Origin of the sequence: Ginsengibacter hankyongi (assembly GCF_008710285.1) — a bacterium.
Classification (GTDB): Bacteria; Bacteroidota; Bacteroidia; order Chitinophagales; family Chitinophagaceae; genus Ginsengibacter; species Ginsengibacter hankyongi.
Map to the genome: position 1 here is coordinate 158,661 of NZ_VYQF01000004.1, position 13,499 is coordinate 172,159.

Annotated in this window: 11 protein-coding genes; 10 read left to right on the plus strand and 1 reads right to left on the minus strand. The window is 36.8% G+C overall.

Features of this window, described 5'->3' with window-relative positions; translation table 11 throughout:
- Window positions 1-31: 31 nt before the first annotated feature.
- Window positions 32-1,588 carry a hypothetical protein gene (locus tag FW778_RS15160; protein WP_150415650.1) on the minus strand — a complete coding sequence of 519 codons (1,557 nt, stop codon included), beginning with the start codon at window positions 1,586-1,588 and terminating at the stop codon, window positions 32-34.
- 197 nt (window positions 1,589-1,785) lie between these two features.
- On the opposite strand from FW778_RS15160, the gene FW778_RS15165 reads away from it, so the two are divergent.
- From FW778_RS15165 to ilvC, 10 genes are all read left to right on the plus strand, one after another.
- The gene (locus FW778_RS15165) at window positions 1,786-2,952 is read left to right on the plus strand and encodes a 2-isopropylmalate synthase (RefSeq protein WP_202552275.1); all 1,167 of its coding nucleotides are present in this window, start codon (window positions 1,786-1,788) and stop codon (window positions 2,950-2,952) included.
- Window positions 2,953-3,218: 266 nt separating this feature from the next.
- Window positions 3,219-4,667 carry an ATP-binding cassette domain-containing protein gene (locus tag FW778_RS15170; protein ID WP_150415652.1) on the plus strand — a complete coding sequence of 483 codons (1,449 nt, stop codon included), beginning with the start codon at window positions 3,219-3,221 and terminating at the stop codon, window positions 4,665-4,667.
- 23 nt (window positions 4,668-4,690) lie between these two features.
- Complete coding sequence (gene leuB / locus FW778_RS15175) at window positions 4,691-5,806, plus strand: 3-isopropylmalate dehydrogenase (protein WP_150415653.1); 1,116 nt, start codon at window positions 4,691-4,693, stop codon at window positions 5,804-5,806.
- Window positions 5,807-6,104: 298 nt separating this feature from the next.
- Window positions 6,105-7,001, plus strand: coding sequence for a branched-chain amino acid transaminase (locus FW778_RS15180; protein WP_150415654.1), 897 nt, complete (start codon window positions 6,105-6,107; stop codon window positions 6,999-7,001).
- Window positions 6,998-8,677 carry a dihydroxy-acid dehydratase gene (gene ilvD / locus FW778_RS15185; RefSeq protein ID WP_150415655.1) on the plus strand — a complete coding sequence of 560 codons (1,680 nt, stop codon included), beginning with the start codon at window positions 6,998-7,000 and terminating at the stop codon, window positions 8,675-8,677. The genes FW778_RS15180 and ilvD overlap by 4 nt, the downstream gene beginning before the upstream one ends.
- A gap of 51 nt (window positions 8,678-8,728) precedes the next feature.
- Window positions 8,729-10,474 (plus strand): biosynthetic-type acetolactate synthase large subunit, encoded by a 1,746-nt coding sequence (ilvB, locus tag FW778_RS15190; protein ID WP_150415656.1) that lies wholly within the window; start codon window positions 8,729-8,731, stop codon window positions 10,472-10,474.
- A gap of 53 nt (window positions 10,475-10,527) precedes the next feature.
- A complete protein-coding gene (locus tag FW778_RS15195; RefSeq protein ID WP_150415657.1) occupies window positions 10,528-11,310 on the plus strand; it encodes a class I SAM-dependent methyltransferase in 783 nt (260 codons plus the stop codon).
- 42 nt (window positions 11,311-11,352) lie between these two features.
- Window positions 11,353-11,940, plus strand: a complete 588-nt coding sequence (gene ilvN / locus FW778_RS15200) for an acetolactate synthase small subunit (protein WP_150415658.1) — start codon at window positions 11,353-11,355, stop codon at window positions 11,938-11,940.
- Window positions 11,941-11,950: 10 nt separating this feature from the next.
- Window positions 11,951-12,337 carry a glyoxalase superfamily protein gene (locus tag FW778_RS15205; RefSeq protein ID WP_150415659.1) on the plus strand — a complete coding sequence of 129 codons (387 nt, stop codon included), beginning with the start codon at window positions 11,951-11,953 and terminating at the stop codon, window positions 12,335-12,337.
- A 57-nt stretch (window positions 12,338-12,394) separates the two neighbouring features.
- A complete protein-coding gene (ilvC, locus tag FW778_RS15210; RefSeq protein WP_150415660.1) occupies window positions 12,395-13,495 on the plus strand; it encodes a ketol-acid reductoisomerase in 1,101 nt (366 codons plus the stop codon).
- Window positions 13,496-13,499 lie beyond the last annotated feature (4 nt).

The following is a 13,499-nucleotide window of genomic DNA, read 5'->3' on the forward strand; positions in this document are numbered from 1 at the left end:
TGCCTGAATGTTTTTTTCACTCTTTTTATTTTCAATGGTGCGCCATCCTCTTCCCCGCCAAATATTTCTCTCTTATAATTTCATACACCGGTTTGTTATACACTTTACTTTCCAGCCATGAAATAATATCGAGGTAGGCAAAGGCTCTTGTTTCAAATTTGCTTTTTTCAAGATCCTTAATTCTATCAAGCAATTTTTCAAATTCAGGTTGCAGTTTTCTTGCGGAGAGATAAAATGAATTCTTCAAAAATTTAAACATCTCCTCTTCAACAAGGCTCAGATTTTGCATCTTCGCCATAAAGCGGTATACTGATTTTATTAAATATTCCAGCAGTTGAAAATTGCCCAATTCATAATGAGAGATTAAATGCAGCAGTCTTGAATAGCATTGCAAATCGGTGCGCAGGTCAACTTTCCAGTTGATGATTTTATTTAAATAATCTATTGCAGTGTCATAATCTTCGGCACCAAAATATAAGGAAGCAATCTTATAATAAAAAACAAGTACCCTGTGATGATCCATATAAATACTAAACTCTTTCAGCTGTTGCTCAATTTCAGGAACCATTGCTATTCCTTCTTTAAACGTTCCTTCTAAAAAATGCTGGTTAATTTTTGATGTATATAAATAAATAAAAACCTGCACCCTGTTATTGTTGCTTTGTTTTACAATATCCGAATCCCGGAAAGTTTCAAGCTGTTGGATTGTTTTACTAAAGCCGTTATAATTCCTTAACGTAAAATGTGCATTCAATAAATTGTGCATTCCCTTTATATAATTAGCCGTTTCCATTTCCTTCATTCCTGATTCATCGGTGAAAAGATCGACCCACTTCTGTGTATAACGGTAATACAATAAAAAATCCTGCCTTATAAAAGCATACCAGCAATAGCTTTGATTGTAATATAATTTTTCATAAAAGCCTTCGGGATTTTTTATATCATCACTCAGGTGTTGCTTAAAATAATTTTCAATCACTTTTTCATCCTCTTTATTTCTTGCGTGCCCGTTTTTGATATACCAGCTATACAATTGCAGCGCAAGGTTGGAAAGTTTTGTAACCCTCACTAACTGCACATTTGTTTGATTGGATTGATCAGTTAAAGCATCGGCACGGTCCTGCATGCTTCGGGTGATGTGTAATGTTTCAATTTTCTTTTCAAGAAATAACACTTCTATAAGAAAACTAATCTGGTTGTGTTCAATTGCGTTTTCTTTTACCCGGTCTAATATTTTTAAGCTTTGCAGGTAAAGTCCTTTGTTGTATAATATTCTTGCATAATCCAATTGTTCATGCATTTGAATATCTATGTTTTCATTGCTTTCGAGTACACGAAGGCTCGCCAGTATTTGCCTGTATAGATGAGCTTTCATATTGGAAAGCTGCTCTTTTTTTATAGAGACAGTTTTATTAATGAGTTCCTTTTCATCATACTCTTTCATCTTATCAAATGCATCAAATAACTGTACAATTTTAAGATCGGGGGATGAAGAGTTTCTTTGTACATAAAGCTTAAAATTCCTCTTTTCCGACTTTTGAAGGGAATGAATCAATTGAAATACGGAGTCTGTTGATCTGTTGGGCATCGTAATAATTTTACCGCGAATGGTAGTAATAACAAGGGTTTCAATAAATTACCGTTCCTTTCGGCAATGTAAATTTCTGCTTTTTTGTTCAAAATTGTTTTGTTATAAATTCTACTTTCATACTATTATAAATCCCGGTTACTATTTGTCACCTAATTTTTGCTCCGAAACGATTGCCAAGAATAAAGTAATATATTATGGATAAAATAATAATATTTGATACAACGCTTCGTGACGGAGAACAAGTACCCGGCTGTAAACTTAACACAAAAGAAAAAGTTGAGCTGGCGCTGGATCTTGAACATTTAGGCGTTGACGTTATAGAGGCTGGTTTTCCAATTTCAAGCCCGGGAGATTTTGCTTCCGTAAATGAAATTTCAAAAAGTATTACAAATGCAACTGTTTGTGCGTTGTCCCGTGCGGTAGAAAAAGATATACAGGTTGCAGGCGAAGCATTAAAATATGCAAAACGTCCACGCATTCACACGGGTATTGGCACTTCTGATTTACACATAAAAAGTAAATTTAACTCTAACCGTGAAGATATTTTGGCAAGAGCAATTCAATGTGTAAAGTGGGCAAGAAAATATACTGACAATATAGAATTTTATGCAGAAGATGCAGGAAGAACGGATAATGATTACCTGGCAAGGGTTATAGAAGGAGTTATTAAAGCTGGCGCAACAACAGTAAATATTCCAGACACTACCGGTTATTGTTTGCCATATCAATATGGTGAAAAAATTGCTTACTTAATTAATAACGTTTCTAACATTGACCAGGCAGTTATATCATGTCATTGTCACAATGATCTGGGTTTGGCCACCGCTAATTCTATTGCAGGTGTTATCAGTGGCGCAAGGCAAATAGAATGTACAATAAACGGATTAGGCGAAAGGGCAGGGAATACATCGCTGGAAGAAGTGGTGATGATTATAAAGCAACATAAAGATTTAAATTTTTATACCAGCATTGATGCAACACAATTAAACCCGATGAGCAGGAAGGTTTCCGATATTATGCGTATGCCGGTGCAGCCGAATAAAGCTATCGTGGGAAGTAATGCATTCTCACATTCTTCAGGTATTCACCAGGATGGGTTTTTAAAAAATGCTGAAACTTATGAAATTATTAATCCATTAGAAGTTGGAGCCGACGACTCGAAGATTGTACTAACGGCAAGGAGTGGACGCAGTGCGCTGGCGCACCGGTTTAAGAAACTGGGTTACGAGTTTGACCGGAATGGTGTTGATGTTTTATATGATTGGTTTTTACAGGTGGCAGATGGTAAGAAGGAAGTGGAAGATGCCGATCTTACCCTGCTTGCAGAAAAATATAAAGAAAGAAATTTTGTTACAACTTAGTTTCATGCAGTTTTAGTTTTATGATCGGTGGGGGATTGTCCCCCACTTTTTTAGCATGTGAAGAAATGAGTAGAAACATTAAGTGGAAAACCGGGAGAAGCACCTTGTAAAATCGATGCACGCCTCCCTTATATGTATAGTGATAAATATTTTATGCATGAAGTATCCAGCCTGCACGCTTTTTGATTATTTAATAACTAATAAAAAAGATATAGAAGCATTTCAAGCAACTTTAGCCTGATCTGTATTCTTCTTTTACAATAAGAATGAAACAAACTTTTCTTTTGCAGGTAAAAAACCTAACTGTTCAACTGTCGGGCAAACCTGTGTTAAATAATGTTTCATTTGAAATAGACAAGGGTGAATGCCTGGCGATCATTGGCCTATCAGGAAGTGGTAAATCGACATTAATAAAAACCCTGGGAGGTAATTATTTTGGCGCAGGAGGCGTTTTATTCGAAAAAGAAAATGGCAAAATGCCTAATGTTATAATTATTTCGCAACAGCATTTTTTTAAAAATTTATCAAATACCTCTACGTTTTATTACCAGCAACGATTTAATTCCTGCGATTCGGAAGACGCATTAATGATAAATGATGTTTTGGAAAACTTGTCGGATGATGAGCTAACAATACAGGAAACTTTGGAAATGCTAGGAATTGGGCATCTCAGGTTTACAAGGCTTATACAATTATCTAACGGCGAGCATAAACGTTTTCAGTTAGCGAAGGCTATTCTTCAAAATGCAGATTGGATTTTATTGGATAGCCCTTACACCGGGCTTGATGCAGGAGCAAGAAAATTATTAAATAAAATTATCGATAAACTTATTGCAAACGGCATTCACATTTTGTTAGTCACTTCCCACGCAGATATACCTGCATCTGTTACGCATATCGCTTTATTGGATAATGGCGAATTAAAGGAAAAAATGCCCCGGAAAGAATTTAAACATGTAATTCCCGGAAAAAATAATTTGCCACTAGTAAATTCGAAATCACTGGAAACAATAGCTTCGGTATATGACAATGATGAATTTTCTGTTGCAATTAAAATGGTTGATACCAATGTTATTTATAACGGCAGAAAAATCCTTGACAACATTAACTGGAAAGTAAATAAGGGTGAATGTTGGAGTGTTTCGGGGCATAATGGTTCAGGAAAATCTACTTTATTAAGCTTAATTACGGGAGATAATCCGCAGGCATTTGCAAATGAAATTTATTTATTTGATAAAAGAAAGGGAAGCGGCGAATCCATATGGGACATCAAACAAAAAATTGGTTTTGTATCACCGGAGTTGCATCATTATTTTGACGCGGCATGTTCCTGCTTTGAAGTTGTTGCATCAGGATTGTTCGATACCATTGGTTTATTTAGACAACTAAGTGAAAAGCAAAGAGCAATCGTAACCAAATGGATGTCGCTATCGCATTTGGCAAATTTTGAAAAAAGATTATTCAGGCAATTATCTAATGGGGAGCAAAGATTGGTTTTGTTAGCACGTGCTTTGGTAAAAAATCCACCAATGCTAATACTGGACGAACCTTGCCAGGGGCTGGACGATGAAATGAGCGCATGGTTCATTGCTTTAATAAATGATATATGTGTTGGAATGAAAAAAACATTGATATATGTAAGTCATTACGAGGAAGAGATTCCACCATGTGTTACCTATACTTTAAAACTTGAACAGGGGAAAATTGCAGCTTAACGGAATAAAAATATTTATAAAGAATGGAAAAAAGGATTGCAGTTATATTAGGAGATGGAATAGGACCGGAAGTAACACATCAATCTATAAAAGTATTGAATGCTATTGCTGCAAAGTACCGACATAATTTTACTTATACATATGGGTTAATGGGTGCAATTGCAATTGATAAAACGGGTGACCCGTTGCCTCAACATACAATCGATATTTGCCGTCAAAGCGATGCGATCTTATTTGGTGCTATTGGTCATCCAAAATATGACAACGATCCTATAGCAAAAGTTCGGCCTGAGCAGGGTTTATTAAGACTGAGAAAAGAATTGCAGTTATTTGCCAACATACGTCCGGTTACAACTTATCCTTCGTTGCATCATCTTTCTCCTTTGAAAGAAAAGCAATTGCAGGATGTTGATTTTATAATGTATCGTGAGTTAACAGGCGGTATTTATTTTGGCAAAAAAGAATTGAGTGATGATGGTACAGAAGCCTCTGATTTATGCATTTACAATAAAAACGAAATTGAGCGTATTGCAAGACTGGCTTTTGTTTCAGCACAACAAAGAAGAAAAAAATTAACATTGGTTGACAAAGCGAATGTTTTAGAAACCTCAAGGCTTTGGAGAAAAACGGTACAGGAAATTTCTTCAGATTATCCTGATGTAAAACTGGATTACATGTTTGTAGATAATGCAGCAATGCAAATAATTGTAAATCCAAAACAATTTGATGTAGTGCTGACTGAAAATATGTTTGGCGATATTTTAAGCGACGAATCAAGCGTTATCAGTGGTTCTTTGGGATTATTGCCATCTGCGTCTCTTGGTGTTTCTTCTGCGTTATTCGAGCCTATACATGGTTCGTATCCGCAGGCAGCAGGAAAAGATATTGCTAATCCTGTTGGCTCTATTTTATCAGCAGCTATGATGCTCGATTATTTTGGCTTATACAATGAGGCGGCGGAGGTGAGAGAAGCGGTGGCCTGGACGTTAACCAACGGATTTGTATCGCAGGATATCGACCCTGAAAATCCACATTACACTTCTACTATTGGTGAATTCGCAAGCGATTATATCAGCAATGATATTCCGCCAAACATTAATGCTAAAAATATTGCATTTGGTAAGGCAACGATTATTTAATTTGAAATGCACGTACATTAAAATCAACAATGATTTTAATGAATAGAATATAGGTTTAATAAAAAGTTCTTTGTTTTTATAAAAGGGTTAGTTAAGTTTGCTGAATATTTTACTCAATGTTTAAGGGCAAACTAAATAATAACTTTCTCAGTATTTCAGCAATTATTATTGCTGTCAGCGTCATTATACCCTTTAACATTGGAGAAGGAATTATTGCTTAAAAATTTAACTAAAGTATATAACCCCCGCTCCAAAAAGCGGGGTTTTTTTATTAACCGTATTCAGGAAAACAAAAATTATGTATTACAACACAAATACTTTTATTTATCTCAATGGAGAGATTGTAAAGGCTGCGGAAGCAAAAATTGACTTATACAGTCAAACGCTTCATTATGGCTATGGTGTATTTGAAGGAATCCGTTCTTATAAATCATCATCAGGCAAAACGAAAATTTTTAAAGAAGAAGAGCATTTTGATCGATTAAAAAATTCGGCTAATGCCTTGAACCTTCCTTATCAGTGGACTGCCAGAGAGTTGATAAAAGCGACCTACGAAATTTTAGATAAAAACAATCAGCAGGACGCATACATTAGACCGTTAGTATATGCGCCCGCCAACATGAGTTTTAATCCAAATAAAGAATCTTTTATTGTAATTGAAACCTGGGAGATGCAACCCTTTCTTGGTGAAAAATTATTACGTGTAATGACGTCATCTTTTGAAAGACCCAATCCTAAAGGGTTTAAGATTGAAGCAAAAGCAACAGGCCACTATGTAAATTCTATTCTTGCCAGCCAGGAAGCAAAGGCAAAAGGTTTTGATGAAGCATTGCTGAATGATATGAATGGCTTTATTGCAGAAGGCCCCGGAGCAAATGTTTTTATGCAAAAAGATAGAGTTTTATACACACCTCAGTTGGGAAATATTTTACCAGGCATTACACGGGCTACTGTATTGGAAATATGTGAGACATTGGATATACCTGTTGTGGAAAAGCAAATAACAACATCTGAAATGCATGGTGCAGATGCTGCATTCTTTTGTGGTACCGCTGCAGAAGTAATTGGAATGGAATCGCTCGATAATATTCCCTTTAAAAAACAATGGAAAGATACTTTAGGAATACAAATTCAAAACGCTTATAAAAAATTAGTTGTGGAAAAAGCGTTTACAACTACCTCAATTACTATATGAACGAATTAAACAAATACAGCAAGACAATTACGCAGGATCCTACTCAACCTGCAGCCCAGGCAATGTTTTATGGCATTGGCTTAACAGATGATGACCTTAAAAAACCACAGGTTGGTATTGTAAGTATGGGATACGATGGCAATACGTGCAACATGCATCTGAACGAGTTGGCAAAGCTCGTTAAAATGGGAGTGTGGGATAACGATTTGGTTGGACTCATCTTTAATACTATTGGAGTAAGCGATGGAATGAGCAACGGTACGGATGGTATGCGCTATTCGTTAGTTAGCCGTGATATCATTGCTGATTCCATAGAAGCTGTTTGCGGTGCTCAATATTATGATGCACTAATTGCAGTGCCTGGCTGCGATAAAAACATGCCCGGCTCCATTATGGCAATGGGTAGATTGAATCGCCCTTCTATTATGGTATATGGTGGAACTATTGCGCCGGGTCATTACAAAGGAAAAGACTTAAACATTGTTTCAGCTTTTGAAGCATTAGGACAAAAAATAAAAGGTGATTTAAGTGAAGAAGACTTTAAAGGAATCGTGATGCATTCTTGTCCTGGAGCAGGCGCCTGTGGCGGAATGTATACGGCGAACACTATGTCAAGTGCAATTGAAGCGTTAGGAATGAGTTTGCCCTATTCATCATCAAACCCTGCTTTAAGTGAAGCAAAGAAAAATGAATGCAGTGCCGCAGGTGCAGCCATTCGTTTGTTGCTTGAAAGAGATATTAAGCCTTCCGATATTATGACAAGAAAAGCATTTGAAAATGCAATGACTATTGTTATGGTGTTAGGCGGAAGCACAAACGCAGTTTTGCATTTGATTGCAATGGCTAACAGTGTTGGTGTTGAAATAACCCAGGACGATTTTCAAAAAATAAGTGATAAAACTCCTGTGTTAGCGGATTTAAAGCCAAGTGGAAAATATTTAATGGAAGACCTTCATAACATTGGTGGCGTACCCGCAGTTATGAAATATTTATTACAAAAAAATATGCTGCATGGTGATTGCTTAACGGTAACAGGAAAAACCATCGAAGAAAATCTTAAGCATGTTCCGGATTTAAACTTTGAAGCACAAAAAATTATTCTTCCGATAGAAGCGCCGATAAAATCAACCGGTCATTTACAAATATTGTATGGCAACTTAGCCGAAGGCGGAAGTGTTGCAAAAATAAGCGGACACGAGGGTGAACTATTTGAAGGTCCTGCAAGAGTTTTTGATGGCGAACACGAATTGATTAGTGGAATTAATTCAGGTAAAATTAAAAAGGGAGATGTTGTTGTCATAAAACACGTTGGTCCGCGCGGCGCTCCGGGTATGCCTGAAATGTTAAAACCAACTTCTGCAATTATTGGTGCCGGACTTGGTAAGGATGTTGCATTAATTACTGATGGCAGATTCAGTGGCGGAACCCATGGTTTTGTCGTCGGACATATAACTCCTGAATCTTTCGACGGAGGGCTGCTCGGGCTTGTAGAAGATGATGATGTCATTGAACTAAGTGTTCCGGATAAAAAAATTACTTTAAAGGTTGATGAAAAAGTAATTGAGGAAAGAAGAAAAAAATGGAAACAGCCGGCTCTATTAGCAACGAGAGGAGTTTTATATAAGTATGCAAAATCTGTTACAACTGCAGCTGAAGGCTGCATAACAGATAAGTAAAATTTGACTGGTTGTCTTAAAAAAGTTATTAGAAAATTTAAAAATATTGTTATGGAAGAAATTCTTGAAAAAGTAAAAGAAAAAGTAAAAACAGAACCAAAAGAAACGACATCAGTTTCCGGCTCTGTCGCTTTACTTGAAATTCTTATAGCAGAAAATGCAGATATAATTTTTGGCTATCCGGGAGGTGCTATTATGCCCGTGTATGATGCATTGTGGGATTATAAAGATAAACTAAATCATGTTTTAGTGCGCCACGAACAAGGAGCAATACATGCCGCACAAGGCTTTGCAAGAACATCTGGTAAGCCGGGAATTGTGTTTGCAACCAGCGGACCTGGCGCAACAAACCTGGTAACAGGGCTTGCAGATGCGATGATTGACAGCACTCCACTCGTATGTATAACGGGGCAGGTATACGCACATTTATTAGGAACTGACGCTTTCCAGGAAACGGACGTTATTAATATTACAACACCTGTTACCAAGTGGAATTATCAAATAACTGATGCAACCGAAATTCCATCTGTTTTGGCAAAAGCATTTTATATCGCGAAGAGTGGTAGGCCAGGGCCCGTGTTAATCGACATTACAAAAAATGCGCAGTTGCAAATGTTTAATTACAACGGCTACACGAAGTGTACGCACATCCGCAGTTATCGTCCGAAGCCAATTGTAAGAAAAGAATACATTGAAGAAGCAGCTAAACTCATTAATGATGCGAAGAAGCCTTTCGTAATTTTTGGCCAGGGAGTTATTCTTGGTAAAGCAGAAAAAGAATTTAAAAATTTTATTGAGAAAGGTGGCCTTCCTGCTGCATGGACAATCCTTGGATTAAGTGCGTTGCCCACCAATCATCCGCTAAATGTAGGCATGCTAGGCATGCACGGTAATTACGGGCCAAATGTATTAACAAATGAATGCGATGTATTGATAGCCGTTGGTATGCGCTTCGATGATCGTGTAACAGGGCGGCTTGATAAATATGCTAAACAGGCGAAAATAATTCATCTCGATATCGATCCTTCTGAAATTGATAAGAACGTAAAAACAACCGTACCGGTTTGGGGCGATTGTAAGGAAACGTTGCCTTTACTCACAAATCATATTGATAAAAAACATCATTCAGAGTGGGTAGAAAAATTTCATGAGTATGCACAGGAAGAAACAGATATCTGCATAAAAAAAGAATTAAACCCAACAACAGAACAACTTACGATGGGTGAAGTAATAAATCTTTTAAACGAATTAACCGGTGGCGATGCGGTAATGGTTACTGATGTTGGCCAGCACCAGATGGTGACTTGCCGGTATGCAAAATTTAATCAATCAAAAAGTAATATTACTTCGGGAGGCTTAGGAACGATGGGGTTTGGATTGCCTGCAGCTATCGGTGCAAAATATGGCGCACGGGACAGAACGGTAATCGCCATAATTGGCGATGGAGGTTTTCAAATGACTTTGCAGGAATTAGGTACAATTATGCAGGATGATATAAACGTGAAAATTATAATTCTTAATAATGAATTTTTAGGAATGGTACGCCAATGGCAGGAGTTATTTCATGAAAGGCGCTATTCATTTACCGATATAAAAAGTCCGGATTTTATTGCCTTAGCTAAAGCATACAATATCGATGCGCAAAGAGTTTCTCAAAGAGAAAAATTAAAAGATGCATTAAAGCAAATGCTGGAAAGCAAAAAATCATACCTGCTCGAAATTATGGTTGGTAAAGAAAATAATGTATTCCCAATGGTACCCCAGGGTTGCAGCGTTGCTGAAATAAGGCTTAAATAATTTTACAATACATGTTGAATAGAAGGGCCTGATTTAAAATAGATTGAATCTAAATGAAAACACCTAATGGCTTTACAGGTTGGAATGCCAATCTGTATAATGATAAACATTCTTATGTTTTTAAATATGGGGAAGACCTGGTCGAACTTTTAAATCCACAAGCCGGTGAACGAATACTTGACCTGGGTTGCGGTACTGGTTATTTGACAAGCATAATTGCTGCGTCCGGCGCTACTGTTATTGGGATTGACAATTCGATAGAGATGGTGGCGCGGGCAAAAAGCGAATATCCCGAATTAGAATTCCAGGTGCAAAATGCAACGGATTTTCGCTTTGATGAACATTTTGATGGAATCTTTTCGAACGCGGTTTTACATTGGATCCAGGACCAGGATAAAGCTATTGAGTGTTTTTATAATAATCTGAAAAGACATGGAAGATTAGTATTGGAAATGGGCGGCAGAAATAATGTTGCGAAGATTATTAAGGCATTGCAAAAGATTTTGATAAAACGTGGGTACCAGCAAAATGCTACGATTCCTGTATGGTATTTTCCTTCATTGGGCGAGTATACCTCACTGTTAGAGTCAAAAGGGTTTAGGGTTACTTTTTCAGTTCTTTATGACAGGGAAACAAAATTGAGTGACGATATTGATGGCATTAAACACTGGTTAAAAATGTTTGCTACCTCATATTTTAATGGAATCGACGAAAGTGATACTGACCATATTTTAAATGAAGTGCAGGAATTACTTGAACCTACAAATTATAGAAACGGAAGTTGGTATGCTGATTATAAAAGATTACGAGTCCTGGCTTTTAAGCAAAAAAATTAGTAGTAAGAAATTAAAAAAATAATCATTATTAAAAAATATTAAATGAAACAGGAATTCACATTAACGGTTTATACTGAAAACCAAATTGGTTTGCTCAACCGTATAGCTATTATTTTTTCAAGAAGAAAAATTAATATACATTCTTTAAATACTTCTCCTTCTGAAGTACCGGGCATCCACCGTTTTAATATTGTAATTGATGAAACAGAAGAAGTAGTGAAAAAATTAGCTCGCCAGATTGAAAAGCAGGTAGATGTTTTAAAAGCATACTATAATACCAACGACGAAATCGTTTGGCAGGAAATGGCATTATATAAAATGCCAACGGATGCTATAGCCGAAAAAGTAAAAGTGGAAAGATTACTGCACGAATTTGGCGCCAGGGCAATTGCAATAAGAAAAGACTACACAGTGTTTGAAGCAACCGGTCATCGTGAAGAGACAGATAAGTTGATTGCATTTTTAGAACCTTATGGCCTGATTGAATTTGTAAGAAGCGCCAGGGTTGCTATTATAAAAGACAGCAGTGGCTTTCATGAAAAGGTAAAAGAGTTTGAAAAAAGGGAGCCTGGCGAAGAAGTAATAGAGAATGAATATTTAGATAAACAGGAAGAAGTGTTTAGCATGTAATATTTTATATATGGTCGTTCTGCAAACTATACCCATATTAAGAATATTTGATTATCAAAAGGCAATTGAATTTTATGTTGATTGGCTTGGCTTCAAAATAACATTTGAACATGTATTTGAAGAAGGCATGCCTAAGTATATTGAAGTGGTAAGAGAAGGACTGACTATTCATTTAAGTGAGCACCATGGCGATTCTACACCCGGGACAAGAGTTTTTTTATGGTGCACGGGCTTAAAAGAATTTCATGAAATGCTGATAGAAAAAAAATATAAATACAACCGGCCCGGTTTGGAAGAAACTTTTTATGGTTCATGGTGCATGGAAGTGATAGACCCTTTTGGAAATAAATTATCATTTAATGAGAAAAGAAAGTTAGTTGATAACGGGAAAGACTAAACGAAATGGATATTTACGAATAATAAAACCAATACAATAAAATAAAAACAAATAAAAATGGCAAAATTAAATTTTGGTGGCACTGTAGAAAACGTTGTTACCCGTGATGAATTTCCTTTGGCAAAAGCACAGGGAGTATTGAAAGATGAGGTAGTAGCTGTAATAGGTTACGGTGTGCAAGGCCCCGGCCAGGCATTAAACCAAAAAGAAAATGGTATTAATGTAATTGTAGGCCAACGTAAAAATTCAAAAAGCTGGGACAAAGCCGTGCGTGATGGTTTTGTAGAAGGTAAAACTTTATTTGACATTGAAACTGCGTTAGCAAAAGGTACCATCATTTGTTATTTATTAAGTGATGCTGCTCAAATTGCTATGTGGCCAACCGTAAAAAAACATTTAACTCCCGGAAAGGCGTTATATTTTTCTCATGGCTTTGGTATTACCTATCTTGATCAAACGGGTATTGTTCCACCGAAAGATGTTGATGTATTTTTAGTGGCACCAAAGGGCTCAGGCACTTCATTAAGAAGGATGTTTTTGCAGGGTCGTGGATTAAACAGCAGTTATGCAATCTTCCAGGATGCAACAGGTAAAGCCTTTGATAGGGTTGTTGCATTAGGCATTGCCATTGGTTCAGGATATTTATTTGAAACAACTTTTAAGAAAGAAGTGTACAGCGATTTAACTGGTGAACGTGGAACTTTAATGGGAGCCATACAAGGAATCTTTGCTGCACAATTTGAAGTTTTAAGGAAAAACGGCCATTCACCTTCTGAAGCGTTTAATGAAACAGTTGAAGAACTTACGCAATCGTTAATGCCATTGGTTGCAGAAAATGGAATGGATTGGATGTACGCGAATTGCTCAACAACAGCGCAACGTGGCGCATTAGATTGGTGGAAGAAATTCCGTGATGCTACGTTACCTGTATTTAATGATTTGTATGAAAGCGTAGCTACGGGTAAAGAAGCCGCCCGTTCAATTGAAAGCAACAGCAAAACTGATTACAGGGAAAAGCTGGAAGTAGAATTAAAAGAATTAGCTGATAGTGAAATGTGGCAGGCTGGAAAGACTGTAAGAAGTTTGAGGCCTGAAAATCAACCTGCAGTTGCAGATGACGTGAAGGAAGCGTCTAAGATGGAAACAACTTCAAATTAGTTTT

Excerpts from the sequence above, each read along its gene's own strand:
- FW778_RS15160 (WP_150415650.1), bottom strand. The coding sequence starts at position 1,588 with ATGCCCAACAGATCAACAGACTCCGTATTTCAATTGATTCATTCCCTT.
- FW778_RS15165 (WP_202552275.1), top strand. The coding sequence starts at position 1,786 with ATGGATAAAATAATAATATTTGATACAACGCTTCGTGACGGAGAACAA.
- FW778_RS15170 (WP_150415652.1), top strand. The coding sequence starts at position 3,219 with ATGAAACAAACTTTTCTTTTGCAGGTAAAAAACCTAACTGTTCAACTG.
- leuB (WP_150415653.1), top strand. The coding sequence starts at position 4,691 with ATGGAAAAAAGGATTGCAGTTATATTAGGAGATGGAATAGGACCGGAA.
- FW778_RS15180 (WP_150415654.1), top strand. The coding sequence starts at position 6,105 with ATGTATTACAACACAAATACTTTTATTTATCTCAATGGAGAGATTGTA.
- ilvD (WP_150415655.1), top strand. The coding sequence starts at position 6,998 with ATGAACGAATTAAACAAATACAGCAAGACAATTACGCAGGATCCTACT.
- ilvB (WP_150415656.1), top strand. The coding sequence starts at position 8,729 with ATGGAAGAAATTCTTGAAAAAGTAAAAGAAAAAGTAAAAACAGAACCA.
- FW778_RS15195 (WP_150415657.1), top strand. The coding sequence starts at position 10,528 with ATGAAAACACCTAATGGCTTTACAGGTTGGAATGCCAATCTGTATAAT.
- ilvN (WP_150415658.1), top strand. The coding sequence starts at position 11,353 with ATGAAACAGGAATTCACATTAACGGTTTATACTGAAAACCAAATTGGT.
- FW778_RS15205 (WP_150415659.1), top strand. The coding sequence starts at position 11,951 with ATGGTCGTTCTGCAAACTATACCCATATTAAGAATATTTGATTATCAA.
- ilvC (WP_150415660.1), top strand. The coding sequence starts at position 12,395 with ATGGCAAAATTAAATTTTGGTGGCACTGTAGAAAACGTTGTTACCCGT.